Genomic DNA, 22527 nt, shown 5'->3' with positions numbered 1-22527 from the left:
TTACCCATCTCAATACTGTCCAATTAGTCTTTTAAATATAAAGTGAACATGTACACTAAAGTTAACCAATCTTAATGTTCACTTTAAGGCACCTCTCATGAAAATTGGCTATGCCCGTGTCAGTACCCAAGACCAAACACTTGATGTTCAGATTGAGCAGCTTAAGGCGATTGGCTGTGACAAAATTTACCAAGAACAAGCGAGTGGTAAATCTTCCGATCGAGAACAGCTTAACCTGTTGCTCGATTTTGCGAGGGAAGGGGACGTGATTCACGTTACCAAAGTCGACCGCATTGCCCGTAATACTATCGATGCGTTGCAAATTGCCGATCAGCTCGCAGCAAAAAAAGCCGGCTTAGTTTTTCATGATTTAGGCGACTTAGACATTAATAGCGATGTCGGTCGAGTAATTTATACCACCATTTCGGCGTTCGCAGAGATGGAAAGAAAACGAATTTTACAGCGCTGTAATGAGGGTAGGGAGCGCGCACGAGCTGAAGGTAGGCACCTCGGCCGATTTCCTGATAAGACGCTTCACCAACGCATTCAAGAGCTTGCAGAGCAGGGGATAAATAAGCATGCGATCAGCAAAGAGTTAGGGTGCAGTCGAACAACGGTTTATAAGGTGTTGGGATAAACTCACCTAGTTATGAATAGGAAAAGGCTACGAAGTACCTGTACTATTTATGACTAATGACTAATGACTAATGGTGGAATTTGCTAAAGATTCATAAGGTTCTCTATAGATTCTTCAACTGAGCAACATGAATATGAATGGATTTTATTTTCATCTTTTGCTTCAATTTCAATCTGAGATACTTTATGTCTCGTATCTCCTTCAAGAAAGTAAAGTGAGCTTTCAACTGATTGACTGACTACGATTGTTTTATCTTTCATGATGATGCGACATGCGTGTAGAACCATAGTTTATTCCTTCCTAGCTTAGGCAACTGAATCTTTACGTTCTTTGTACCGATGATGTTGTTAGACATTTTTATTGTTATTTAACAGTAGACTAGATTGTAAAAAAATAAAGTGACTCGATGTGAAGGTTGATCTTTTCGTTTCAATATTGAGGCCTTGCTTACCACTTCAGTCAAAACTTGCCACTTCTAAGTGGTGATCACGAAAAAACATGTCATGGGCTAAACACGTGACGCTGCGCGACACAGCCCATCACATAAACGTCATCACCACTCAGGCGGCTGCGCATTGTCTTTCGTAGCAAGGCCGCTTAAAAGATCTATTACCAGCCCCAACCCCCAAGCTTGGGGTCTTTAGTTCAAATTGAACATAATGTGGAATAATACAAAATAGCACGTGCCGGTTCGCCAGCAAGCTGTCGGGCACTGAGCTACTTCAAGTATTATTGGACATTATGTGTAAATTTTCACAACCGCACAGAAAGCGTGCTGTAAGGCAGCCAGGCAAGCTGGCTATTGTTTATCTGCCTTGCCCAAAAAGACGGGCAAAGCAGGGCAGTTGGCTAACGCATCAAAACACAAACAACGTGTTTCCATGCGGTCACTTGCTCATGGGCCTGGTACATTTTTCGTTGCGGTCAGTTTTTGTTGGCCGTGCCGTCCAATGCGCGTGCCCCCGGCACTCGGCCAGCCCTCTTCGCTCTCATTCTTTTCTTTGCCCATTTGGCTCCGGGCTGCAGTGTTTGTGGTCCATTAACCATTGTCGCTCCCTATCGTTGTCGGGTACCCAGTGTCTAATGAATCCCTCTTTTGTCCACAAACACACACCACATCCCCCGCCCACCCAATGCTGCGCCCCGTCCTTTGGTTTAACAAGCTTTGTAGCCGCTGTTGTTCTATATGTTTAAGTTGCATTATCACGTGTAATTTATAGGCGCAGCGGTGGTCGTGTCGTGGTGTTATTGTCAAAATTCACACCTATTGGGGCTTCTCTAAATGAATGGTTCGCGTAGCTGAAGCTATGGTTTCTGCTCGGTGTGCAATGATAATGCGAGTGATATTTAGTTGCTGAACGTGTTGGTTAATAATAGCTTCATTATTAGCATCAAGGTGGCTCGTAGATTCATCTAAACAGAGGACTTTAGGCTGCTTATAAAGTGCTCGAGCGAGGAAAAGACGTTGTAATTGCCCGCCGGAAAAGCTACTTCCCATGTCTCCAACCAAAGAATAAAAGCCTAAGGGTAGTCGTTGAATATCGGCTAAAATGTTAGCGTGGCGGCAACTCTCTATTAATCTTACCTCATCATATGGGTTATCAAACATGGTGATATTTTCGTTCAGTGTTCCTGAAAGTAGAGTGTCATTTTGCATCACACTTCCTAGGTGTGAACGATACGTTGTTTTATCTAGCTTTTGGATATCGATACCATCTAGGTAAATGGTTCCAGTCGTCGGGGAGAGTAACCCAAGAAGGAGCTTAAGTAAGGTTGTCTTGCCGCATCCAGATTCGCCTGTGATTGCGATACTTTCTCCTGGCTCTATTTCAAAACTGAGTTGGTTTAGCACCCAAGGTGCTTGGTCAAAATAACGAAAGCTGACGTTCTCAACTTTAATATGACCTTTCACTGGCTGGGGAAGTGAAGCTTGGCCTTGGCCTGGTAAATCTTCTTGGGTATGTAAAGTGATGTCGGAGAGCCGCTCTAGGTGCAAGGTGAGTAGTTTAAAGGACAGTATTTTGTCTATGAAGGCAAGAATGCTCGTCGTGAACTGGTTTTTGTACGCAATAAATGCCAATAACATTCCCACCGTCAACTCCCCTTCGATCACAATCAAAGCTCCTAAATAAACGACAATAACCATCTCCAACCCAAAAATTAGGTCGTTGAGTGTCGTTTCTGCGATGTCCAGTTTCCCTAATTGAATATCGGTGTTGATCACTTCTGCATAGCGGTTTAGCCAACTGTTTTGTCGGTGTGTTTCATGGCTAAAGAGTTTAATGGTTTGTATTGCTCGAATACTTTCTAAAAAATGGGAATCTTCTTTGGCTTCCGCCACTATTGATTCTTCAGTGATGCGGCGGTTAGGAAAATAGAACAGCCACTGAACGACAAAAGAAAGTCCAACTACAGCAAGCACAACACCAGTCAGAAGTGGGCTATAAAGAAACATCATTATTAAGACAACGGATGCCATTAAGCCATCGATTAACGCTTCAACAATACCTGTTGTGAGTAGCTCACGGATGGCGTTGATAGAGCCAAATCGAGAGACAACATCGCCTACATGGCGCTTTTCAAAATAAGCATTAGGCAGTCTGATCAGGTGATGGAATAAGTTAGCGCCCATTTGGATATTGAGTGCACTACTAAATCGCACAACGAACCAGCTACGAAAAGCGGTCACACCGGTCTTTATCAAGTTCAGTAGCGCAAAGCCCAATGCGAGAACCATCAGCAAAGGTGTGTCATGACTGAGCAGGACGTTATCAACTACCCACTGCATGTAATAAGGAGCTATTAATGCGGCGGCTTGAATGACCACTGATAACATTAATAGTGTAACTAGGGTGCGTTTTAACCCATGAACTTTCTCCCACAGTTGGCTAATTCGCATGGTCTCGCGTTTGTCTTGTTTTTTAAAGTTACTACTGGGGTGTAGTTCGAGTGCGATACCGGTAAAGCTGCGAGCAAATTCAATTGTAGATAACTGGCGCTTACCCTGAGCGGGATCATTGATATCAACCTTTCCATTACACACTTTGGTTAGCACTACAAAATGGTTTAAGTCCCAATGAATAATGCATGGCAAAGAAAGCTGATCTAACTCTTCTACTTCACATTGTACTGCTCGTGCTGTGAGCCTTATTCGACTAGCTAATTCCATGACCTGTTTTAAATTCATGCCCTGTGTACCAATCCTTACCATGCGTCTAAGTGAGGCGACATTGATTTGGTAACCGTAGTATCCGGAAATCATCGCAACGCACGCTAATGCGCATTCTGATACTTCGGATTGCATCACTAAAGGTACGCGTTTTAGATGTGTGTAATGCAATCGATGAAGAAGGTTATGGGGGTGTTTTAACATACTCTGTGTTCTTTGGTTGTGAGAGGTGCTCATTGGGGGCCTGTGCATGCTTTTTATAGTTTGATCAACGAGTTGCTGTACTCTTTTTTATTAATTAAATTACACCCAACCTTATGAATATTTACGGCTAATGACATGTTATTAAAGGAGAAATTACGATTAATTATCTATGAGGGAGTCGGGCATTTGATTCGTAGTATTTTTATGCCCCTAGGTTGATAAACCAATAAGAATTGAGGGTTATCAATAAATTAACTCATAAATTAATTGTGGTTCTGATGGTATTTAAGCCTTGATATAGCTAGGGCTAAACCCCTGTAGGTCTTCCGTTTACGCAAGCGCCAGTTCTGCCAAGTTTTATTGCTGCGTTGTAAAGGCGTTATTCAGGGAGAAACATTGGTTACGTTAAGGATGAGTAATGAAGAAAGTTATGTGCAAACAAGTAGCGTCACTCTCAGAGGACATGCTTGATAAAGTTGTGGGTGGGAAGGGATACGACGGTTGTACCTCTAAACCTAAAAAGCTGCATAAAGCAGCGACGAAAAAAGGAAATTCGTCAAAGGGCCGTGATTGGAGCGGGGGCTGTAATAGCCGTTCGTCTTAGGTATTGGTTTTAGATGATTATCGTGGGGTATGTCGTTCACTTACCTCACTTTTTTCTTCAATCAGGTATTCCTTTTTATATATGGAGCACATTATGAAAACGTACTTGTTATCACTGTTTGTCGCTCAATTCCCGTTGCCTATGGCTGACAAGCCTTCTCTTGTATCTATGTCAGATAATGCCATCATGCCTATTACTCGGCAGGCGTTGGTAGGTTGGTGGCAGTGTTGGTTTACTTTCCCGTTGATTGGTGACCGCATTCTCAACGAACATTTGAGATTGGATAAAGACGGCAGCTTCTCATCGCAAGGGACGTTTGAATACTTTTTAAGTAATCAAGACAAGCCTGCTCTCTTCTCTTTTTCAGCTCAAGGAAACTGGGACTTTTATCAGCATCAACTTCGCCTTGAGTATGCCCCTTTTGATATCGAACCCATGGGCGAGTTGAGCGAACAGTATCTAAACGACATCAAAAAAATCTACCTATCTCCATCCTATAAAGGGACGCGTCGCACTGTGTTTGATGTAGAGCTGTTACGCGAAAATTCCATGACAATTGGTGATGAATATGACAGCTGGCAGTGCGTTAGATAACAATCTCCAACTTGTTTTTGAGCTTATCAATAGTTCTGAGTCCACGCTGTTTGATAAGAAAAAAGCATGTGGTTTCGTAGAGAAGTTACTGGCGCTTCAAGGGCAGGTAAATCACGAATCTGTGTCTATTTTCATTCGGTTATTGGACGAATTGCTTTTAGCTGACAAAGAACAATATCTTGCTCGAGATGTGTTACAGCGAATTAGTTGGCTCGAACCAGAAGACCTTGTGATGCTAGATAAGGTATTTTTTGTTTGGATTGGTTGTTTGGGCGAGCGCCAGCTTGAATATTTTGATGTGTGGGAAGAAGTTTGCCAAGACGATACATTCATCTATTACGATAGCCGCTGTTTACTTGCTAGTGAGATTAAGGACGTTCTCTGTCGGATACACCACTGCAGTCATGAAGATGTGGCCTTGATAAAGCACCAAAGTGACTGGTTTGAGGCGTTTGTAGCAAGTCAGGAGAAACACCTCGATGAATGGTTAATTGATCATACTCGAGTCTATGATGCCGACATCGCAACTGAGCTTGAACATAGGCTCTATCGTGTTAGGCATCGTTACTACCGGCTAACGAAACTAGTTACCTTGATAGATATTGCGTCAATTGACTCATTATTTGTATTTAGCGGCTTTGATTTAGAACCTTACTACCTGTACGAAGTACTTCTGAGAAATAATTTAGCGGCAGCGAGTGATATCGTTCGGTTGTTGGTTCTTTATCATCAAGGGGGGATGTACGTTGATTTCGACACACTCCCAAGTTTTGAGCACTGTTTTCCTAAAACAAATCGGCGCTTTCCTGAATGGGTGAGTAATAACATGGTCGATGTACTTAAAGCCGAGCTCGTCATGAATGTGTTTCGAACTCAGCAATTGACTCGTTTTGCACGGTGCCAAGGTGATCATCAGCTAGTAGAGAATATCGTAGCGACGTTTTTTGATGATGATAAAGAGCAAATCAAAAGTTTGCATGAAGATGTTGCTGCGATAACTGAAGATAAACTTTTCCACCCTTTTATTTTGCCTCCCGTTCACAAAGAGGGTTTGGCATTAACGAAAGCCAAAAATAGTGTGGGCGAGTTCAACAACAATGTGCTGATAGCGCCTAAGGGATCCAAGTTAATAAGAATTGTCTTAACGATGATGAGCAGTCGTTACCGTTATATGGAAGATAACGGCATTATATTTGATGATATTTTCAACTCTCGCGACTGTGACGTTAACAATAGAGTGATGGAGAGCGAGGAGTATTGGCTTCGTTTTTCGGACTATCGGTATGACCATTTACGATCAAGTGATAATGTAACGCTCTTTTTGTCTGGGCCTTCATTGGTATTAGAAGTACTTATATCGCTTGCTTATGAAGTTTTTGACATTGAAGGCTGCAGTCCGAACTCCGTCGCGTTCGCAATGAGCCACCCAGGCTTAAAGATGGCATTTGATCATCAAACTCAATTTACAGTAGAGCACATGCGCTCAACTTGGCTTAGAAACCAAAACCTCTTTTCTGATTAGTTCGATTTTAGTCATTGTCTAACATTCAAGCTGACTTTTTAGTGCGGTTCGCTCATTAAAGCTTACCTTGAATCGCGTATATTGGGTCAAGTAACCATTCTAGGAGTGTGCGCGTTTCTAAAATAATATCAGCTTCAGCTAACATGCCTGTTTTCAATGGAAATTCTTCACCATAGGCGTTCATAAATTGATCTGGTAAAGAGGCTGTTACTCGATACATGGCTTGTTCTGTCTTAATGGGGAGGGCTTTGTCACTTGGCAAGATCAAAGCTTTGTCAATGCTCGTGATAGCACCAGTCATTAAGCCGAATTTCTGATAAGGAAAAGCATCAAAGCGGATATTGACGGTATCACCTTGTTGAACAAAACCAGCAGAGCGGGTAGGTAGGAGTAATTCTAACTCAAGGGGCGAGTTGGTGGGGATGATACTTAAAATCGGTGTACTTGGGGATACTTGGCTCCCTACTTTAGCCTGAATCGCTGTAACAGTGCCTTGCTTGGGCGCTTTCTGTGTAAATTCATATTCGCTGTTTAGTTCTACTTTTTGGGCCTGTAATAAAGAGATCTGTTGTTGTATCTCAAGTAGTTTTAAGTTGTGTTGTTCAGGCAGCAACTGTTGCTGGGTTTGTATTTGTGTTATCTCGACCTGAAGCGAACTCACCTCTTTATCTATTGTTTGATTCGCTTCTTGGTATTCTAATAACGCTTCTTGAGCTTCTATCAAGGCTGTTGCTGAAAGGTATCCATCTTGAGATAAGGTTTGTCGTTTTTCATAGAGTTGGGTTTGTAGGTCAAGGCGTATGGTGTTGGTTTGTTTGGCTTTGTTAATTGCGCTTAAACTTTGATTCAGGCGCTCTAACTGGTGCTGCAAAGTGAGAGTTTGCTTGTTAAACAGGGCGTCAGAAATGGTTCGCTTTTTTTCCAACATTTTCAACTGTGTGTCTATTTCTTGAATGAGAGCTGTGGTTCGCTCTTTTCCACTGGTTAAGCCTTGGCTATTTTGAATCCGTGCAATCGGCTGGCCCTCTGTGATTTCTAGTCCTTCCTCTACCCAGAGCTGATTGAGTACCCCTGAACGAGCAAAATATAAAGTGATGACGCCTTTTTGTGGGGCTAGGTATCCCTTCACTGTCTCTTTACGTGCGAACTCAAATTGCGAAAGATAGAACAAGATGAGAACAAAGAGAGCGAAAAGTGCCGTACTGATACCATACAAGGACAGTGGCTGAATTAAAACGACGCGACCTGTTAGCGTTTGTTTTTTTGCTTCAAGAACTTGTCGGCGAAATAACATAATAATTCCTTTTTTTTTTATTCCTTGGATTGGTGACTTGGACTGTTTAGGTCAAATTGCAAGTTTATGGATGGTTAGGGGCTCTCTCCATGCTAGAAGGAGTGGAGAAAAAACTCAGCTTATTAAACAGTAATTACGAGTGATTTTTGGGGGGGGGAACTCTCTTGATGCGAAGGAAAACCATTCGAATAATCAAGAACTAAGGAACTCTATGTCTCATTATTAATTAACCATAATTAAATACTTTCTCCCGAATAAGCACGTTAATTTTTTAACCTCCAAGCAGGGAGGTTAGGTCGGAATGCAACAGATTTTAAACCGACAGGTCAGTTGTCCTGTCCGCTCTCTCTTGGAACCGTGGATTTAATGATTTTTATGTTTATGTATTAGGGAGAGTTTAACAATGAAAGTATTAGCTACTGTTCATGAGATTGAGCAAGTTGTTGGAGGGAATCCTGGTCGTGGAATTGGAAGCTGGATTCGTGATTCGCTTGATAGAGCACATGCACCAGTTGCAAGAGCTCGTTATAGTGAATATCGCCAGCGAAGAGATAGATCGGGAGATCGTGCTGCACAGGCTCGTTCTCGTTCGCGCAGCGATATGAATGACCGCCACGACAAAGGTGGCAGTAACCGTATTGGAGGCCGTTAGGTTTCGGAGTAATTTACGATGCGGTTAATGATCTCTGCTGTGGTGGGAGTCTATATAGGTTATTTTTTTCCAATTTATATCCTGCTTGATTACTACCTGCTCATTACCCGAGAGTGGGCACTTAATCCGAGTTTGGATCGAGTGCTCTACTCAGCTATTGCCTACTACTTGTTACCCGTTAGCGCTTTTTTCGCGTTGTTTATTGGTGCTCGGCGAGATAAGCATTGGAAGCAGTACTCAACCTCTTGGCCTAGAAACACATGTACATGGGGTGAAGGCGTATTGGTATTGCTTGGTTTGATCTCATTGAATTCTGTATCAAATTATATTCAATATATGGTTTTTGATTGGTTTTCTCCAGACTATTGGCAGGCTCAAGCCTACAATTTCACGCCTTTGTTTTCAGCCTATGATGGTGTGATTGATTGGTTGAGTGTGTTAAGCAGCGTTATGGACGGTGTGTTTATTTCTCCCGTGATAGAAGAGCTTCTCTTTCGTTATTTGTTGTTTGTTATTTTCAGATCCGTTTTGGGGGTTACCTGTGCCGCATTACTCTCAAGCTTAATATTTGCTTCAATACATCAGTGGGCACTTTACGCCTTTATGTCAGGGGTATTTTTATGCTGGGTCTTTGAGCGATATCGCCGCTTAGAAGTGGTCATTGCCATTCATGCTGGTCATAATTTGTTTATTTTACTTTATGACCTTGTTTATTACTCGATGACACAGCTTCACTTTAATCCTTGGGAGGCCGTTGACATTAGTATTATTGCGCTGCAAGCGGGTTATCTGGTTTTGTTTTTACTCTTTATTTATCATCAGCGAAGAGAGTTTAGGGAGGAGTAATGTTAAAAAGAGGATTGTTCCTTTTACTTATTTACTTAAATATTGCCTTACTCTTTTTAAGTGTACTTTGGTTGTTAGTCCCATCTTTCAAACAGTATTCGTTAAGCGATTACTATGCTTACAGTGCTATTGTGATCTTAGTTCTGAGTGCTCTGGTTGCTCAAGGTGGCCGGAATAGTACTGAAGTGACGGACAATAAAAATAATTACCGTGCTGTCGTGTTCTTGTTAACTTTGGGCTCGATATTAATGATTAAAAGCTTCGTGTTAACTCTGATTTAGAAGTAGTAATTCATGCTCTGTAAAAGCACCCTACGGGCTACCTGCTTTATTTCGCGAACCTCCTCGCTCGTTCCTCACTCTTCGGTGGCTCAACCAAGCCATCTTCAATCACAAACAACGTGCTTTACGTTGTCTTGTCCGTTCCGGTCACAATCAGGGCTAGACAAGCTTTCACTTTCGCGGCCAAGTGCTGTCTGAGTGTGCTTTGGCTTGTGCTCTATTTGTCCTTCGGTTGAGTTTCAGCGACTCGTTTGCGCCACTTCTAATCCTTTGCCAGCAGAACTTCACCATCAAAAGTAAAATGAACGCTACGCGCTTTTGACGGTGAAAACCGTGCCGTCAGTCGGGAAGTTAGGCGAAAACGACGATGAAACCCTAATAACCCAAGGAGCACACCATGCCACATTCCCTTTCTTTGCACACTCACAGCACTAAGCCCGCAAAAGCGAGCAACGTATCCCCGTTGCATCCGTCAGGCTCTACAACAATGAAGGTTGCGCCGTTGTCAGTTTTGATTCACTGGTCTGAATCTTCCAGGCTACAAACCGATGAAGAATTTGAGTTTGAAATCTTTGAGGCCATCGCACTCAAAGCCGCACTAGATAACCCATTAGGCAGTTACGACAAAGCAGAAGTAACGGTAAAGTTTGAAGGTGGTCATCAGCATCGATGTCGAATTGATTTGGGGTGTGGAGGCAATGAAATCGGCTTCGCTGATCATTGCTTTCGCATCCTGGAATATTCTGAATCTCTAAAGAAATCAGAGCCGAATCATTGGTATTTAACTAACCCGCAAGGCAAAGAACTAATAGAGCTGTTGAAAACATATCAACTCAATCGACAACAAGTGGCCAATGGCCGCCAGAGCGCGTTTGAAAAAGTACGTGTAGCTAAAGCGCAGAATAAAGGGATGGTTCAAACACGTTGTGAGGTTAAGTAATGAAAGCATTTGTATTAGATACCCGACTAGTTCGACTGTTTGAAAGGTTAGCTGCCCTTAACCCGCCAGTAGGTCAAATGGTGTCGGCTTTAAATGTTGTGTTACAACAATCTGGCTCTCACATTGAAAGTAAGCAGGATTTCTGTGATTTTATTGAACAAGTAGAACGATTCCAAGCCGAAAGCTCGAGCGGGGGTTTTAGTGAGTGAAGGGGCTAGTTAACCAGATGGTGGGCTTTGTCCGTGCTTCGCACGTCAAAGCCCCAAAACAAATGAAGCAGATTCATTGCACCTTTTTATTTTATATCAGTAACTTATTTTTAATTATGACTAAATAATAAGTATTTTTTCAGCTAATCCTATAGCTTGGTTGAGACATATAAAACGAATAGGACTGGGAAAACATGCGCAAAATCATTGATACTCAAGCAGCCCCAAAAGCGATCGGACCATATTCTCAAGGGGTCATCACTGGTGGGCTAATTTTCACTTCAGGTCAATTACCATTGAGTCCTCATACAGGACTTTTGGTCAAAAGTAGTCTGGAGAAGCAAACCGTGCAGTGTCTAGAGAACATGAGAGCGATTTTGCTCCATGCAGACGCTGACATGTCAGATGTAGTGAAAACAACCGTCTACCTTACCGATATGATGAGCTTTTCCGTGGTAAATGAAATTTATAACGATTTCTTTATTAAGAACGGCGCCAATTTTTTCCCTGCGAGAACCTGCATCGAAGTATCGAAACTTCCTCTCAATGCCCTGATTGAAATAGAGGCCGTTGCTGTCGCGCCTTAGCTGTTACTCGTTTCGTTTTTTAGCCCCAGCCTAGAGCTGGGGTTACTATTTAGACATACCTTAGTGCGTACTTTTTCTCCTTATGTTTAATGGTGTAAATCTTACAAATCCAATGCAACCTATTATATTTATGGCTTTTATCACCTAAGTATCGCGAAATGAGTAAGAATTACATTTTTCGAGAGTTAGAGTGCCAAATGACCAAGGAAGAGGTTGCTGAACGCTGTTTTAAAACTGTGAGGACTGTCACGGGTTGGGATGAAGGAAAACCGATACCACCTGAGTGTAAAAGGCTTATGCGTATGGCAAAAGGTCGGGAACAGTTCAAAATGTTATACGACCGAATGGAACTCCCAACTGGACAAATAGTTAAGCCACAACAAATCCTAGCAGGGATTGCGCTTTTGGGGATTCAATCAAAGCTTGAAATCAAGACTTCTACTCACTTACTGAAAATAGCTCGTGCTATAGCTAAGATCATGTAACTCTTTACATAAACCACTGTTATTTAAAGTTTCTCAACATATAATCGATGGGGTAAGTGTGCTGTATAGGAAGGTTCTGGTTCATTTATCAGAGTCTTTCTATCTAGGTTTCGATGACAATGTCTATAAGCTTGAGAAAAGGCTTTTAAGTTTTGTATTGAAGCAAGAGCCCTCCATAAATTGCTAGGAGTTATGAATTGAGCCGTTTTGAGCCGTTGTATAAATTTCGGGAAGTTAACAAATACAGTTTAAGTTCAATCGCTGAGAACACATTGTGGTTTTCACATGTGGATGATTTCAATGATCCTTTTGAGTTGTTTTACAAAATAATTTCTGGAATCAACTTAGATAATATGGACGATGCTCTTGAGGTCTACCTTAGCTACGCAGAAAAGAATCAGATGTCCAATGCAGACTTTAAGAATGGATTTCTTAAAACTCTGGCTACGTTAGATGAAGAGGCGAAGTATTCCATCATTGAGAAGATATCGGACACGATAAAACCTCTACAAGACGACAAAATTCACAAAGTTAAATCAGATAACAAAATCTTTAGCCTATCTTTTGCAAACGATCATCCTTTGCTTTGGGGTCATTACGCTAATGGTCTAAAAGGGATGTGTATTGAATATGACTTCAATAAGCAAAAAAAACCACTCAATATCGGCTACTGTCCAGTAGATTACTTGGATAAACCATTCACGATAAACGTACTTAACTTATTGAAAAATAATACTGATATATCTATTTACGGTAATGAGATATTTGCGACTAAAAATGAAGTTTGGTCTTACGAAGAAGAGTTTCGGCTAGTATCTGAAAATGAAGTTATGCCTGAAAACAAATACCAGTTGAGCGAAGATGTTATTAGTTCGATTATCATTGGCGAAAAAATGTCTGTTGAAGACCAATTAAAAGTCAAAAGCACAATCGGTGATAGGAATATCAAATTGTATAAAGCAGTCGCAGTTCCATCTGATTTCAGAATTGATATTGTCGAATACGAAGACTAGTAAGCAAAAGCAATGTCAGTTAATTGCTGTTGCTGTTGCTTATGCCGAATTTACCCCCGTGATACATAACGGGAAAAAGCAAAAATACACGGGTAGCTTAAAGGTTAAATATAACGTTACAGGGTCACTGCTAGGTTGAGGAGCACTAGCCCTAATTTAAAAGTTTTTGGGTGGAAGATTAAGTGACACGGAGTGCCACTTAGGAATGAGTAAGATTACACGCCGTTAAAAACAGGCAGAGCTTCGAACATGACTAATACGTTGATAACAATGATGCCCACACCGTAAATGAATACCCCAATCAACACCAACTCTCCTCCAGGTACTCGATAAGGTTTCGCTTGCTGATGTTGTTCGTCGTTATTTTCTTGGTTGTTAGAAATAGCTTTCTGTAACCTAGATTTTCTAGCTAGCAATGCCGGTACGATACACGCCCAAATAGCCGCGGCCGATGCGGCATAACCAATTGCGGCTAGAAAACCGAAAGGAAAGAGAAGAGAAAAAATCAGCGGCGGAATAAATGTGACCGCCCAAGTTTTGGTTCTGCCTTTTGAACTCGCATCAAATTGGAATAAATCGGCTAAAAAATCGAATACCCCCAAGCCAACCCCTATAAAGCTCGACAAAATAGCGGCCGCGGAAAAAGCGCTAATGACATTTGATAACGTTTCTTCTGCTAAGACAGATTTTAGGCTAATGAGTAAGGTGTCTATATTGCCACCTTCGGCAATGATAGGTCCGAAATTTACTCTTGGTAAGTTCCCATAAATACTCATTAACCAAACAGTGTAAGTAAAAAGAGCAATGATCGTTCCGCCCATGATGGCTTTTTGTGCAAGCCTTTCCTCACGGTAGTAATCTCGTAATGTTGAGACGCTATGGTGGTACCCAAACGCGGTCAAGGCAATGGGAAAAAAGACCCACACGTATTGCGCATACTCAAATTTCAGATGAGCAGTATCAAGCAAAGTACTGAGGTTGACATTAAACCAAAGGCCTACGGTGCCAAAGCTAAAGCTAATGATCATAAACAGCATTAAGACTATCGAAATACGGTCGACCATTTTTGTTGAATGCCAAACTAGCCCAGAAAAGATAAAAACGAAAAGGATGGAGGCCAGTTGGGGGGCAATACCAAAATATTCATTCAAAATTAGTCCTGAAGAGGTGATATAGGCATACAGCAAGATCCCCCCGACAAAGTAAATCATTAGGTTATTAAAGAAATTAACCTCTTTACCTAACAAGTCTTTCGTTATGGAAGAGAAAGATGACCGGTAAGGGTAATCTTTTAAAACTTCGAGCAACAAACAGCCACTAGTTGTCATGATAATCATGGTGAAGACCAAAGCCATTAAAGCCCCTATGGTCCAAACTCCAGCCCCAGCGGCTGGGAGCCCAAGCATACCTGCACCAACGCAAATACATGCGACGATACACGCCCCTCCGATAAGTGAAGGCGTCTTCACCGTCATTGATGGTTTCACATTATCCATAACCTGTTTTGTACTATCCATAAATGGTTACCTTTCATTGGTTCGACATTGCTTTTTATATGACCACTACCCGCTTCGTAATGTTGGGCAGAATTTTAAAATCAAAAAAAGCGCTAGAATCAAGGACTCTAGCGCTTAGCTTTTAGAATAAAATAGTAATTACATACTAAATTAGGCACATAATTAGACATGAACCGAATAACGTTCGTCATCGTTTTCATCTGAAGAAAGGTGATTACTCCCATGATTGAGAGAAGTCCTGATCTTTAAAGGCTGCAGCAAGGCCAGTGACCTGCTGCAATCGTAAAACCTCATCTTGGTCCATCCCTAGTTCGTAACAAATTTTATTATTCGTCCAACCCATTCCTTTAAGCTGAATGATCAGGTCTGCTGTGAGCTCTACTTGATGGGAGCCTCGCGCAAGATTATGACGAACAGATGCCGCCATACACTTTTCTTCAGGCAAACTAAGCACCACTGCAGGAATATAGCCCTTTAATACTTGTAGCTCAGGGTGATTCAACAATAATTGATAACGATGAAACCCATCGATGACGACGTATTTTTTCAAGGATGTCTTCAATCGATTAACTAAAATAGGCATGGTTACACCATTTTTATCCATCGACGTTTTTAGGAGCTTACTTTCTGGAGGCGCCATTTTATTTGGGTTGTATTGGTTAGCTTCTATCTCATCAAGTGGGATCATTTCAACATGACAAGCGGGCGGTAAATCAGGAATAAGCTCGATGAGTACTTTGGCCGCTTTATTGTAAATTGCGACCTTGTCAATGGCTTGTTTGTTCGTGTTATTGATAGGTTTCAACGGCTTCTTGATGCGACGTTGATAAGCTAGAGTAGGTTCACTTGCCATTCGTATCACTCTCTTCTCCATAGAGGGCATGGTATTGTTTTGCTAAGGACTTGTTGTACCCAAAAGAGAGTCCTCGGCACCAATAGTCATTTTTAATCAGTACTTTACAAATCCTTCTCCAACTTGGAACTTGCTTCCTAGATTCCAATTTACTCTCTGCGTAATCAGGGATGCAGGTCACTCCTTTTTGAGGACCGTTTTTTCGCCACCACTGTAAGAACTTGAAAATTCGGTCTCGGTAATGTTTTTCTACATGTGGCGGCATAGTTTTCAGAAGGTATTTACTGTATTGCCGGTAGCTAAGTCCCGGTGGTAATTCAAAGCGATAATAACCAAGGATACGCCCCTGGCTTTTTGAGTATCGAGCACCAAAATTACACCCTTCTACTCTGGCAACCAGTTTTTGCCAGGTATCAGGTTCTAATATTTGATATAGCCACAGACCTTTTCTTTGCTCATCTCCAAAAGGTTGGCAAAGTCGCTGCTGTGAAAGAGGGACGCCGGCCTTATGCATTAAGTCGTAAATACGGTTGTAATCCCAATTGAAGCGCGAGTTCGCGACCCAAATATCTGGAGTCTTCCAATCATAAAGAGGGTAAGCCATGTAGACGTCGCCCTGCATTTGAGTCGTCCAATATTTATCATCAAATTTCTTTTTGGCGCGATTTTTAATAGTTTTAAAACGATGTAAAGACTCATCCGCTCGTATACCAATGAGCACAGCAATTGGTGTGCCTTTCTTTTTTTGGTACCAATGAGCAAATTTAAAGACGAAATCCTCAAATTCCATGCCTTTTTTAAAAAACGGGAGATGCTCCAAATCAGAAATCACGCCTTCATGTTGTGGTATTTCTCTGACCCATTGCGCTTCCTTATCTGGATCCCAACAAAGCCATTTAGGCTGAAATTGTGAAATTGAATTTCTTAAACTAAGCGGTAAGCAAACCCAGTATGGGTTTACTTCTCCACGAAGCACCATACGCTCAATAAAAGCATGAGTTTCGTGGTATTGGGCTTCGAAATCTACGATGAGTACATCAACAGGCAATCGGCCACGTTTTTTTGATTCTTGGATAGTTAAGTTCAAAAGAACACCAGAATCTTTCCCTCCGGAAAACGAGACATAAAAGTGGCTAAAGTTGTCGAGAAGGTACAATATTCTTTGGCGCGCTCCTTCAAGCACATTGTAATCCTGCTGAATCTTGTCTCGAGAGAAGTAACCTTTTCTTCTTCCCTTACTAATACTATGTATGCCCTTGGTAATCATGGGTTCACGAATGCAATTTAATATTTAAGCCAAGATACGTAGATTTCGTGTTTTTTATAAATTAATTATTGGTAATTAATTTAATTTCTAGGTACAGATTTGAAGCCTCATCGTAAAGAGCCGCTCTCCCGTTGTGATTTAGGTAAGAACGGCTTGGCTTACATTAAAAACCGAAGTGAAGGTTGCCTCTTAAACCTATAATCCAACTGTCATCGGCTTTTGAGTTAAACGGTAAAGTGTGAAGATATTGCACATTAGGAGTTAACGAGAGAGCCCCCCAATTCATGCGGTAATAGATTTCTGAATTATAAGAATCATCTAGTTCAGCATTAGGTTTAGCCCAACCTAGAGCGATACCAAGCATACCAGGCCCTACCCCACTATATCCTGTGCCAAACACGACCGAAGATTTGTATAAAGCCTCAGGTCCTTGCGCGACCCCGGCTCTGAAAAATGGTATCCATGAGCCGGTTTTATATATGGACGACCAATTTGCGCCATAGTTTTCGCTAGCTTTCTCTTTTGGCCCATCACTGTGCCAAACTGTTAGGTGTGAATTCTTCAAATAAAAATCGTCTTTCGACTCCACCCAACCTATTTCTAGGGACTTAAAATATTGATTATCATTGATGAACTGTTCAACACCATCGAAAGGCTTAGTCGAATCAGCTTTTGCATCAGAGAAACTTGCATAAAAATAATAGTTTTCCGACATCATATGGCGTAGAACGCCGCCGAATGTTGATTCATCTGGGATTGGGATGGAACCGGAACCGGTACTAAACTGTAAGTTAGAAAAACCATAGTAAGGGTTACCCAACTGATAAGTATCAACATAATCAGTCGTATCTAAAAAACCAACCATCATATCGGTAGATTGTTTATTAAAGGTTTGTGTCCAATAAAGATTTGTTAACCTTAAACCTATATCACTAAAAGCTGGTTGGATTAAACCAAACCCTCCGACATTACCCATGACAAATTCAGAGGGCGTACTATCTGTATAACCGTGCTTATGATCAACCCTCAGCTGCAAAGCTCCGGTATCACTCTCTTTTTGGTAAGCTAGCCAATTCAATGTAATCCGTGCAATACCAGCTGCCGCACTGCTGTCTTTGTTCGGCAAGCTCTCACTGGACGTTAAACCAAAAACATAATAATCCACAGCTCCCTTTAGAGCTTTATCTTCAGCCGCATTCGTCAATGTTGGCGTGCCAAAGACAAACATTACGGCTCCCAAAAGCGTTAGCCAAAAACGCTTTGTCTTTTTCGTAAATGGTACATTCTCGCTCATATCAATAACTTCCTGTTGTTGTCATGGTAGTTGTACGGCTCGGCTCAACTTTTGTTAGTCAGAAGGTATTAAGAGGGAGTTGAAAAACGAAATCTTGTAATTAATAGGTAATTTAAGCGCTCGGATTTATCCATTTGTCATACTCATTTATTAAAATCACAAATCCCTCATTTTTAGATACCAACATCAAAAATTGAGGTATATACTATTTCTCATTCCTATACGGAGGCAGAAATGGACAACCAACACACTACAACCACATTTCAAGCGCTTAAAACCGGTGCAGACGCTTACATTCAACGTCGTAATCAACGTTTATTGGCTAATCACCGCAAAGAGTTGCGTAACTTTACTCGATCAGAAGCATCGGCCTATCTTGGCATTGATGCAAAAACGCTTGATCGCTATGTTACCGCTGCGGCGATAGATCCTCGTCGTCATGAAGACTCGCAATGGTCGATCGATATCGCGGAAATGTACAAGGTACGTAACTTACTGCCGGAAAATCTACGTAAAGACGCTAAGTTCATACGCAGTGAGCAGCAAAAAACGCAAGTGATGGTTATCCAGAACCAAAAAGGCGGTGTTGGCAAAACCGTTTCTGCCGCGACTATCGCATCAGGTTTGGCGACCGAATTTCATCAAGAATACCGTGTTGGTTTAATAGACATGGATGGCCAAGCCACGCTTTCGATGTATTACGCACCCGAAGCCGAGCAAGAAGGTAACTTGTCTGTTGGTGATCTGATGATGAAAACCTTCGATCTTGATGAAGGTGAAACCGTTGAACAAGTTATCTCTGAAGCCTTTCTTGAAACGACTATCCCAAACTTACGCATTCTACCTGCAGCACAAAGTGACCGTGCGATGGAAGGTTGGTTTCATGAGCAAGTGTTCGGCCAAACCTTAGCTTCACCTTATTCACTACTAAAGGACATCATCGATAGCGTTAAAGACGAGTTCGATATCATCATTATCGACACTCCACCTTCGCTCGGCTATGCGACCTTTAACGCGTATTTTGCCGCGACGAATGTAGTGTTCCCGTTATCGATTACAGAGAATGATATTGATGCTACCTGCTCTTACTTCAGCTACATTCCTCAGGTGTGGGCGCTGTTAGAGAACGCAAACCATGAAGGCTACGACTTCATGAAAATATTACTGACTAACCATCGTGATAGTTCAACCACGACCGAATTAATGAATAACCTGTACGATCAGTTCTCTCCTTACTTGTACTCTAAAGAGTTTAAGCACAGCGAGGCTGTCCGCCAGTCGTCTTCCCTACTCTCGACCGTTTTTGACATGTCGAAAAGTGAATACCCGAAAAGCAAAGCAACCTTCCAAAGCGCGCAACAAAACAGCTATGAAGTAACAAGCCAAATATTGCGCGATATTCTCAACGTTTGGCGTGAACAGGAGAACAAATAATGGCGAAAAAACGTGGCGGCAGCCCTCTAGGCAATGCTCCTGGTTCAGCGCAAGCACAACAGTCCGCGGCCAAAGCTAATTTAGACACACTCACCAATCAACTCAGCACTGAGCTAGAAAAAAGTGGGCAAAACGCCGAAGATTACCTTAGAACAAAGTTCGGTTTAGAGTCCGTTGGCAAAAAAATGGTTTGGCAACTCGCTTCTGGGTCAACTGCGACCTTCAACGAAGTGACATTGTCACACGATCAAGTTAAGCAGAACTCTTTTGTAACCTTTGATGTGAATGGCCGTGACCAATCTTTGCTAACCAAAGAGTCTTTGGAAGATTTGAACTCGTTAGAATTTCAACAGTTTTACCCTGCTGTTGGTCGAGAAATAGATGGTCGTATCGATGTGCTTGATGGATCTCGCCGTCGAGCTTGGTTCTTACTTCAAGAAGGCCGCGTAAAAACATTCCGAATCCTCGTCACCCAAGACGAACTGTCTACAGCCGATGCCAAAGCACTAGCAAAACAGTTGCAAACCGCAAAAGAGCACAACCAACGCGAAATTGGCTTACAGTGTCAAACTCTAATGAAGAACGGTGAACTCACTCAAGAAGAGACGGCAAAGATCTTAAATATAAGCCGCCAAGCAGTAGGTCGAGCGCTAAAAGCAGCCAGCATTGACAGTAAATTGATTGCACTATTCCCTGTCGTTAACGACTTATCTCATACTGATTATTCACTGCTAGCTAAAGTGATGAAAGCCTTTATCAATGATAAGAAAGCTCTGAACAGTTTCATAAAAAAAATAGACATTAAATCTGTCAATGCTCAGCCTGAGCAGAGCCAAGAAGATACCAAAGACGAGCTGATTACTTACATAAAAAATGAGTTAAAGATTGTTGAAGCCAAACAACAATCAGACAAAGCTACCGTGACTTCGTTAGCTGAATTCGACAGTAAAGGCATGTTCGCACGTAAAAAAGTGAAAGGCCGTAACTTCTCGTATGAATTTGGGCGATTGTCCAAGGATGTTCAAGCTGAACTTGATGAGGCTATCCAATCAGTCCTAGGTAAACATCAGTAACCCTCTCAAAAAGGCTCTATATTCCTCGGAGCCTTTCTCCTTCTCTATAATCACTAGAATTCCACATAAAAAATAGGATGACTACAAGTAGCACGACTAAGCTATTAATAACAAAGTAAACTTGGGGAACTTCCTTATTAGGCTTAGGATTACGGATTACTTCATCCTTTATATCCAAAAAATTGGCTAAGTGCAGAGTGTTTGACTCGAGGTGAGCCAACGTTCAAATGGTGGTTCAAACCTGGCGCAAAAACCATTAATTTATGGCTAATAAATGAAACCCAAGGCCTTGAGTTAATTTCCCCCTAAAAACGCCATCCCCCCTAAAACAATCAATATACCGCCAGCGCATCGAATACTATAAGAGAGCCACTTTGGTCTTTTCGTCACCCAAAATCTTAAACCCGATATCCCCAAAACACATAAGAAATCTGCACTGCTAAACATTACATTGGTAAAGACCCCCAAAATGAAGAGCTGAACTCCTACCGATATTTCCGATTCATGCGCTACAAACTGGGGAAGAAAAGCAAAATAAAACAAGGCGGCTTTCGGATTAAGAACATCGACAAACACACTATCCCAAAAGATTTTACGAGGGGAGCTTAACAAAGGGTCACCAAGCGCAGACTCAAAATGAACATGAGAGGTTATCTTTTGATAACCAAGATAGATAAGATAAATGCCCCCTATTTTCTGAATGATCTCTTGCAACAAAGGGGAGTTACTAAAAACCGTCGCGAGACCAAATGCGACAAGAATGACATGAAAGTATCCTCCAACATGCAGACCTAACACAGACAGTAACCCAATTTTTTTACCGCTAGAGACCGTCTGGGCGACACTATAAAGCATCGCTGGACCAGGCATAAAAGCGTAAAGAAGAACCACCGTAACAAAAATCAACAACTGATTACTTTCTAGCATTCTTACCCTCCTTTATTTCCTATCACACTCAAAAAACCATCACCTTGAAGGACGGCGTTTTTTTTGAGTGATTCTGTCCTAGATAAACAAAGACTTTATAATTTCATAGAAGTAACTAGATGATACCGAAGAGACAAAGGGGTTAGCTCTAAGTTAGCGGTCAAAGATTCGATGTGGTTAGGCACCCCGCAGCCCTTCGAAAACCACCTAGCTACCAACGAATAAGCTAATGTTTTTTCTAGAATTTAAAACTAATTTACCTATAAATAATACCCATTCACTCCGCCTGAATTAAACGCCCACCCTCAACCAATTAACCACAACAAAAAGGGGGATAAATAGAGTCATTAATAATCATTTTTTATTAAGAATTAGTAATCTATAGCTATAAATTGAAAGGATGTGATATGAATAAATTCTCAAAAGGAGTTTGGGGTTATGGACACACTTATATGCCGTTCTTTCCAATCATTTATCGACTTCTGCGACAACGAGATCGTTGAAGGCAAAAATGTTCATTGCACCTTTAAAGCCTGCAAGGACAATGACTGGCGTTGGATGAAGATCTACTTAGAAGACAAAGGAGGTAAAAATCTCACCTTCAGTCTCATATGAAACAGATAGCATCATCTAATGTGCAAAAAGCCTTACACTTCAATTCAAATTTTATTCACAAATTTATTAATAATATTCAAAATATGAGCCATTATATAAAAGCCTAGGGATTATAATCTAATCACCCTTCTCTAGGTATATGGAGAAACACTATGTTAAGAGCACAACTGGACAACGTAAAACTGCCTATAGGTAATTGCGTACTGCAAAGAGACGACTCGGGGGCTCAACTCATCCTCAGTAATCAAAAATCATTTTCAATCACTCTACCTGAAAGCTGCATATTAGAAACTCTGATCCAAAAAGAAGAATTTATTTCGACTAAAGAAGAGCTGATCATTGCTGCGTGGGGGAACCCGGATATCATCGGCCCTAACTCTTTGCCAGTCGCTATTACCAATCTTAGAAAAGTCTTAGAACTTGATAGTATCAAAATCGTAAATGTTCCAAGAAAAGGTTACAAGATCCACATTCCTGAATTTGAAACTTCGCTAGACCCACCGAAACAGA

The 22527-nt window shown here is 41.5% G+C and carries 22 protein-coding genes; 14 read left to right on the top strand and 8 right to left on the bottom strand.

Annotated features, from left to right (window positions below; translation table 11 throughout):
• Positions 1–97 precede the first annotated feature (97 nt).
• Positions 98–637 carry a recombinase family protein gene (locus AB6E08_RS15780; RefSeq protein WP_132974785.1) on the top strand — a complete coding sequence of 180 codons (540 nt, stop codon included), beginning with the start codon at positions 98–100 and terminating at the stop codon, positions 635–637.
• 924 nt (positions 638–1561) lie between these two features.
• On the opposite strand, the gene AB6E08_RS15775 is transcribed toward AB6E08_RS15780, so the two are convergent.
• Together AB6E08_RS15775 and AB6E08_RS15770 are read right to left on the bottom strand one after the other, a co-directional pair.
• The gene (locus AB6E08_RS15775; RefSeq protein WP_017061968.1) at positions 1562–1684 is read right to left on the bottom strand and encodes a hypothetical protein; all 123 of its coding nucleotides are present in this window, start codon (positions 1682–1684) and stop codon (positions 1562–1564) included.
• Between the two features lie 217 nt (positions 1685–1901).
• On the bottom strand, positions 1902–4010 hold the full coding sequence (locus AB6E08_RS15770; RefSeq protein WP_210464409.1) for a peptidase domain-containing ABC transporter: 2109 nt from the start codon (positions 4008–4010) through the stop codon (positions 1902–1904).
• Between the two features lie 697 nt (positions 4011–4707).
• Between AB6E08_RS15770 and AB6E08_RS15765 the strand changes: the two genes are divergently transcribed.
• Together AB6E08_RS15765 and AB6E08_RS15760 are read left to right on the top strand one after the other, a co-directional pair.
• The gene (locus AB6E08_RS15765) at positions 4708–5208 is read left to right on the top strand and encodes a hypothetical protein (protein WP_132974800.1); all 501 of its coding nucleotides are present in this window, start codon (positions 4708–4710) and stop codon (positions 5206–5208) included.
• Complete coding sequence (locus AB6E08_RS15760) at positions 5183–6730, top strand: TcdA/TcdB catalytic glycosyltransferase domain-containing protein (RefSeq protein WP_132974802.1); 1548 nt, start codon at positions 5183–5185, stop codon at positions 6728–6730. Before AB6E08_RS15765 ends, AB6E08_RS15760 begins: the two co-directional genes overlap by 26 nt.
• Before the next feature lie 55 nt (positions 6731–6785).
• On the opposite strand, the gene AB6E08_RS15755 is transcribed toward AB6E08_RS15760, so the two are convergent.
• On the bottom strand, positions 6786–8024 hold the full coding sequence (locus AB6E08_RS15755) for an HlyD family secretion protein (protein WP_132974799.1): 1239 nt from the start codon (positions 8022–8024) through the stop codon (positions 6786–6788).
• A 403-nt stretch (positions 8025–8427) separates the two neighbouring features.
• On the opposite strand from AB6E08_RS15755, the gene AB6E08_RS15750 reads away from it, so the two are divergent.
• The 7 genes from AB6E08_RS15750 (at position 8428) to AB6E08_RS15720 (ending at position 13037) form a co-directional block, all read left to right on the top strand.
• Positions 8428–8676, top strand: coding sequence for a hypothetical protein (locus AB6E08_RS15750; protein WP_132974798.1), 249 nt, complete (start codon positions 8428–8430; stop codon positions 8674–8676).
• An 18-nt stretch (positions 8677–8694) separates the two neighbouring features.
• Complete coding sequence (locus AB6E08_RS15745; protein ID WP_132974797.1) at positions 8695–9522, top strand: CPBP family intramembrane glutamic endopeptidase; 828 nt, start codon at positions 8695–8697, stop codon at positions 9520–9522.
• 678 nt (positions 9523–10200) lie between these two features.
• A complete protein-coding gene (locus tag AB6E08_RS15740) occupies positions 10201–10743 on the top strand; it encodes an LPD25 domain-containing protein (protein WP_372032431.1) in 543 nt (180 codons plus the stop codon).
• The gene (locus AB6E08_RS15735; protein ID WP_017098140.1) at positions 10743–10952 is read left to right on the top strand and encodes a hypothetical protein; all 210 of its coding nucleotides are present in this window, start codon (positions 10743–10745) and stop codon (positions 10950–10952) included. The genes AB6E08_RS15740 and AB6E08_RS15735 overlap by 1 nt, the downstream gene beginning before the upstream one ends.
• A 194-nt stretch (positions 10953–11146) precedes the next feature.
• A complete protein-coding gene (locus tag AB6E08_RS15730) occupies positions 11147–11539 on the top strand; it encodes a Rid family detoxifying hydrolase (protein WP_017061991.1) in 393 nt (130 codons plus the stop codon).
• Between the two features lie 158 nt (positions 11540–11697).
• Entirely contained in the window at positions 11698–12024 is a 327-nt protein-coding gene (locus AB6E08_RS15725) for a regulator (protein ID WP_132974794.1), read from the top strand.
• A 197-nt stretch (positions 12025–12221) separates the two neighbouring features.
• Entirely contained in the window at positions 12222–13037 is an 816-nt protein-coding gene (locus AB6E08_RS15720; RefSeq protein ID WP_017061989.1) for a DUF2971 domain-containing protein, read from the top strand.
• A 215-nt stretch (positions 13038–13252) separates the two neighbouring features.
• Here AB6E08_RS15720 and AB6E08_RS15715 read toward each other — a convergent pair whose 3' ends face one another.
• From AB6E08_RS15715 to AB6E08_RS15700, 4 genes are all read right to left on the bottom strand, one after another.
• Complete coding sequence (locus tag AB6E08_RS15715; protein ID WP_132974793.1) at positions 13253–14554, bottom strand: aromatic amino acid transporter; 1302 nt, start codon at positions 14552–14554, stop codon at positions 13253–13255.
• 214 nt (positions 14555–14768) lie between these two features.
• Positions 14769–15407, bottom strand: a complete 639-nt coding sequence (locus tag AB6E08_RS15710) for a ParB/RepB/Spo0J family partition protein (protein ID WP_132974792.1) — start codon at positions 15405–15407, stop codon at positions 14769–14771.
• The gene (locus AB6E08_RS15705) at positions 15397–16674 is read right to left on the bottom strand and encodes a DUF3440 domain-containing protein (protein WP_132974791.1); all 1278 of its coding nucleotides are present in this window, start codon (positions 16672–16674) and stop codon (positions 15397–15399) included. Before AB6E08_RS15705 ends, AB6E08_RS15710 begins: the two co-directional genes overlap by 11 nt.
• A gap of 163 nt (positions 16675–16837) precedes the next feature.
• On the bottom strand, positions 16838–17968 hold the full coding sequence (locus AB6E08_RS15700; RefSeq protein WP_132974790.1) for a carbohydrate porin: 1131 nt from the start codon (positions 17966–17968) through the stop codon (positions 16838–16840).
• A gap of 234 nt (positions 17969–18202) precedes the next feature.
• Between AB6E08_RS15700 and AB6E08_RS15695 the strand changes: the two genes are divergently transcribed.
• Positions 18203–19402 (top strand): ParA family protein, encoded by a 1200-nt coding sequence (locus AB6E08_RS15695; RefSeq protein WP_372063859.1) that lies wholly within the window; start codon positions 18203–18205, stop codon positions 19400–19402.
• Positions 19402–20475, top strand: coding sequence for a ParB family protein (locus AB6E08_RS15690; protein WP_017061984.1), 1074 nt, complete (start codon positions 19402–19404; stop codon positions 20473–20475). Before AB6E08_RS15695 ends, AB6E08_RS15690 begins: the two co-directional genes overlap by 1 nt.
• A 294-nt stretch (positions 20476–20769) precedes the next feature.
• On the opposite strand, the gene AB6E08_RS15685 is transcribed toward AB6E08_RS15690, so the two are convergent.
• A complete protein-coding gene (locus AB6E08_RS15685; protein ID WP_017061983.1) occupies positions 20770–21402 on the bottom strand; it encodes a LysE family translocator in 633 nt (210 codons plus the stop codon).
• Positions 21403–21840: 438 nt separating this feature from the next.
• Here AB6E08_RS15685 and AB6E08_RS15680 point away from each other — a divergent pair, with 438 nt between their 5' ends.
• Together AB6E08_RS15680 and AB6E08_RS15675 are read left to right on the top strand one after the other, a co-directional pair.
• Entirely contained in the window at positions 21841–22017 is a 177-nt protein-coding gene (locus AB6E08_RS15680; protein ID WP_372063866.1) for a hypothetical protein, read from the top strand.
• 152 nt (positions 22018–22169) lie between these two features.
• On the top strand, positions 22170–22527 hold a 358-nt coding region (locus AB6E08_RS15675; RefSeq protein ID WP_372160070.1), incomplete at its 3' end, for a transcriptional regulator.

It is taken from the genome of Vibrio sp. 10N.247.310.24, from assembly GCF_041467175.1.
Taxonomy (GTDB): domain Bacteria; phylum Pseudomonadota; class Gammaproteobacteria; order Enterobacterales; family Vibrionaceae; genus Vibrio; species Vibrio tasmaniensis_A.
Note: the sequence above shows the minus strand (reverse complement) of the source record. Positions and strands in the feature narration are given on the sequence as shown.

Bases quoted from the DNA above. Each gene is read 5' to 3' on its own strand.
- AB6E08_RS15780 (WP_132974785.1), top strand. From the start codon at position 98: ATGAAAATTGGCTATGCCCGTGTCAGTACCCAAGACCAAACACTTGAT.
- AB6E08_RS15775 (WP_017061968.1), bottom strand. From the start codon at position 1,684: ATGGTTAATGGACCACAAACACTGCAGCCCGGAGCCAAATGGGCAAAG.
- AB6E08_RS15770 (WP_210464409.1), bottom strand. From the start codon at position 4,010: ATGTTAAAACACCCCCATAACCTTCTTCATCGATTGCATTACACACAT.
- AB6E08_RS15765 (WP_132974800.1), top strand. From the start codon at position 4,708: ATGAAAACGTACTTGTTATCACTGTTTGTCGCTCAATTCCCGTTGCCT.
- AB6E08_RS15760 (WP_132974802.1), top strand. From the start codon at position 5,183: ATGACAGCTGGCAGTGCGTTAGATAACAATCTCCAACTTGTTTTTGAG.
- AB6E08_RS15755 (WP_132974799.1), bottom strand. From the start codon at position 8,024: ATGTTATTTCGCCGACAAGTTCTTGAAGCAAAAAAACAAACGCTAACA.
- AB6E08_RS15750 (WP_132974798.1), top strand. From the start codon at position 8,428: ATGAAAGTATTAGCTACTGTTCATGAGATTGAGCAAGTTGTTGGAGGG.
- AB6E08_RS15745 (WP_132974797.1), top strand. From the start codon at position 8,695: ATGCGGTTAATGATCTCTGCTGTGGTGGGAGTCTATATAGGTTATTTT.
- AB6E08_RS15740 (WP_372032431.1), top strand. From the start codon at position 10,201: ATGCCACATTCCCTTTCTTTGCACACTCACAGCACTAAGCCCGCAAAA.
- AB6E08_RS15735 (WP_017098140.1), top strand. From the start codon at position 10,743: ATGAAAGCATTTGTATTAGATACCCGACTAGTTCGACTGTTTGAAAGG.
- AB6E08_RS15730 (WP_017061991.1), top strand. From the start codon at position 11,147: ATGCGCAAAATCATTGATACTCAAGCAGCCCCAAAAGCGATCGGACCA.
- AB6E08_RS15725 (WP_132974794.1), top strand. From the start codon at position 11,698: ATGAGTAAGAATTACATTTTTCGAGAGTTAGAGTGCCAAATGACCAAG.
- AB6E08_RS15715 (WP_132974793.1), bottom strand. From the start codon at position 14,554: ATGGATAGTACAAAACAGGTTATGGATAATGTGAAACCATCAATGACG.
- AB6E08_RS15710 (WP_132974792.1), bottom strand. From the start codon at position 15,407: ATGGCAAGTGAACCTACTCTAGCTTATCAACGTCGCATCAAGAAGCCG.
- AB6E08_RS15705 (WP_132974791.1), bottom strand. From the start codon at position 16,674: ATGATTACCAAGGGCATACATAGTATTAGTAAGGGAAGAAGAAAAGGT.
- AB6E08_RS15700 (WP_132974790.1), bottom strand. From the start codon at position 17,968: ATGAGCGAGAATGTACCATTTACGAAAAAGACAAAGCGTTTTTGGCTA.
- AB6E08_RS15695 (WP_372063859.1), top strand. From the start codon at position 18,203: ATGGACAACCAACACACTACAACCACATTTCAAGCGCTTAAAACCGGT.
- AB6E08_RS15690 (WP_017061984.1), top strand. From the start codon at position 19,402: ATGGCGAAAAAACGTGGCGGCAGCCCTCTAGGCAATGCTCCTGGTTCA.
- AB6E08_RS15685 (WP_017061983.1), bottom strand. From the start codon at position 21,402: ATGCTAGAAAGTAATCAGTTGTTGATTTTTGTTACGGTGGTTCTTCTT.
- AB6E08_RS15680 (WP_372063866.1), top strand. From the start codon at position 21,841: ATGGACACACTTATATGCCGTTCTTTCCAATCATTTATCGACTTCTGC.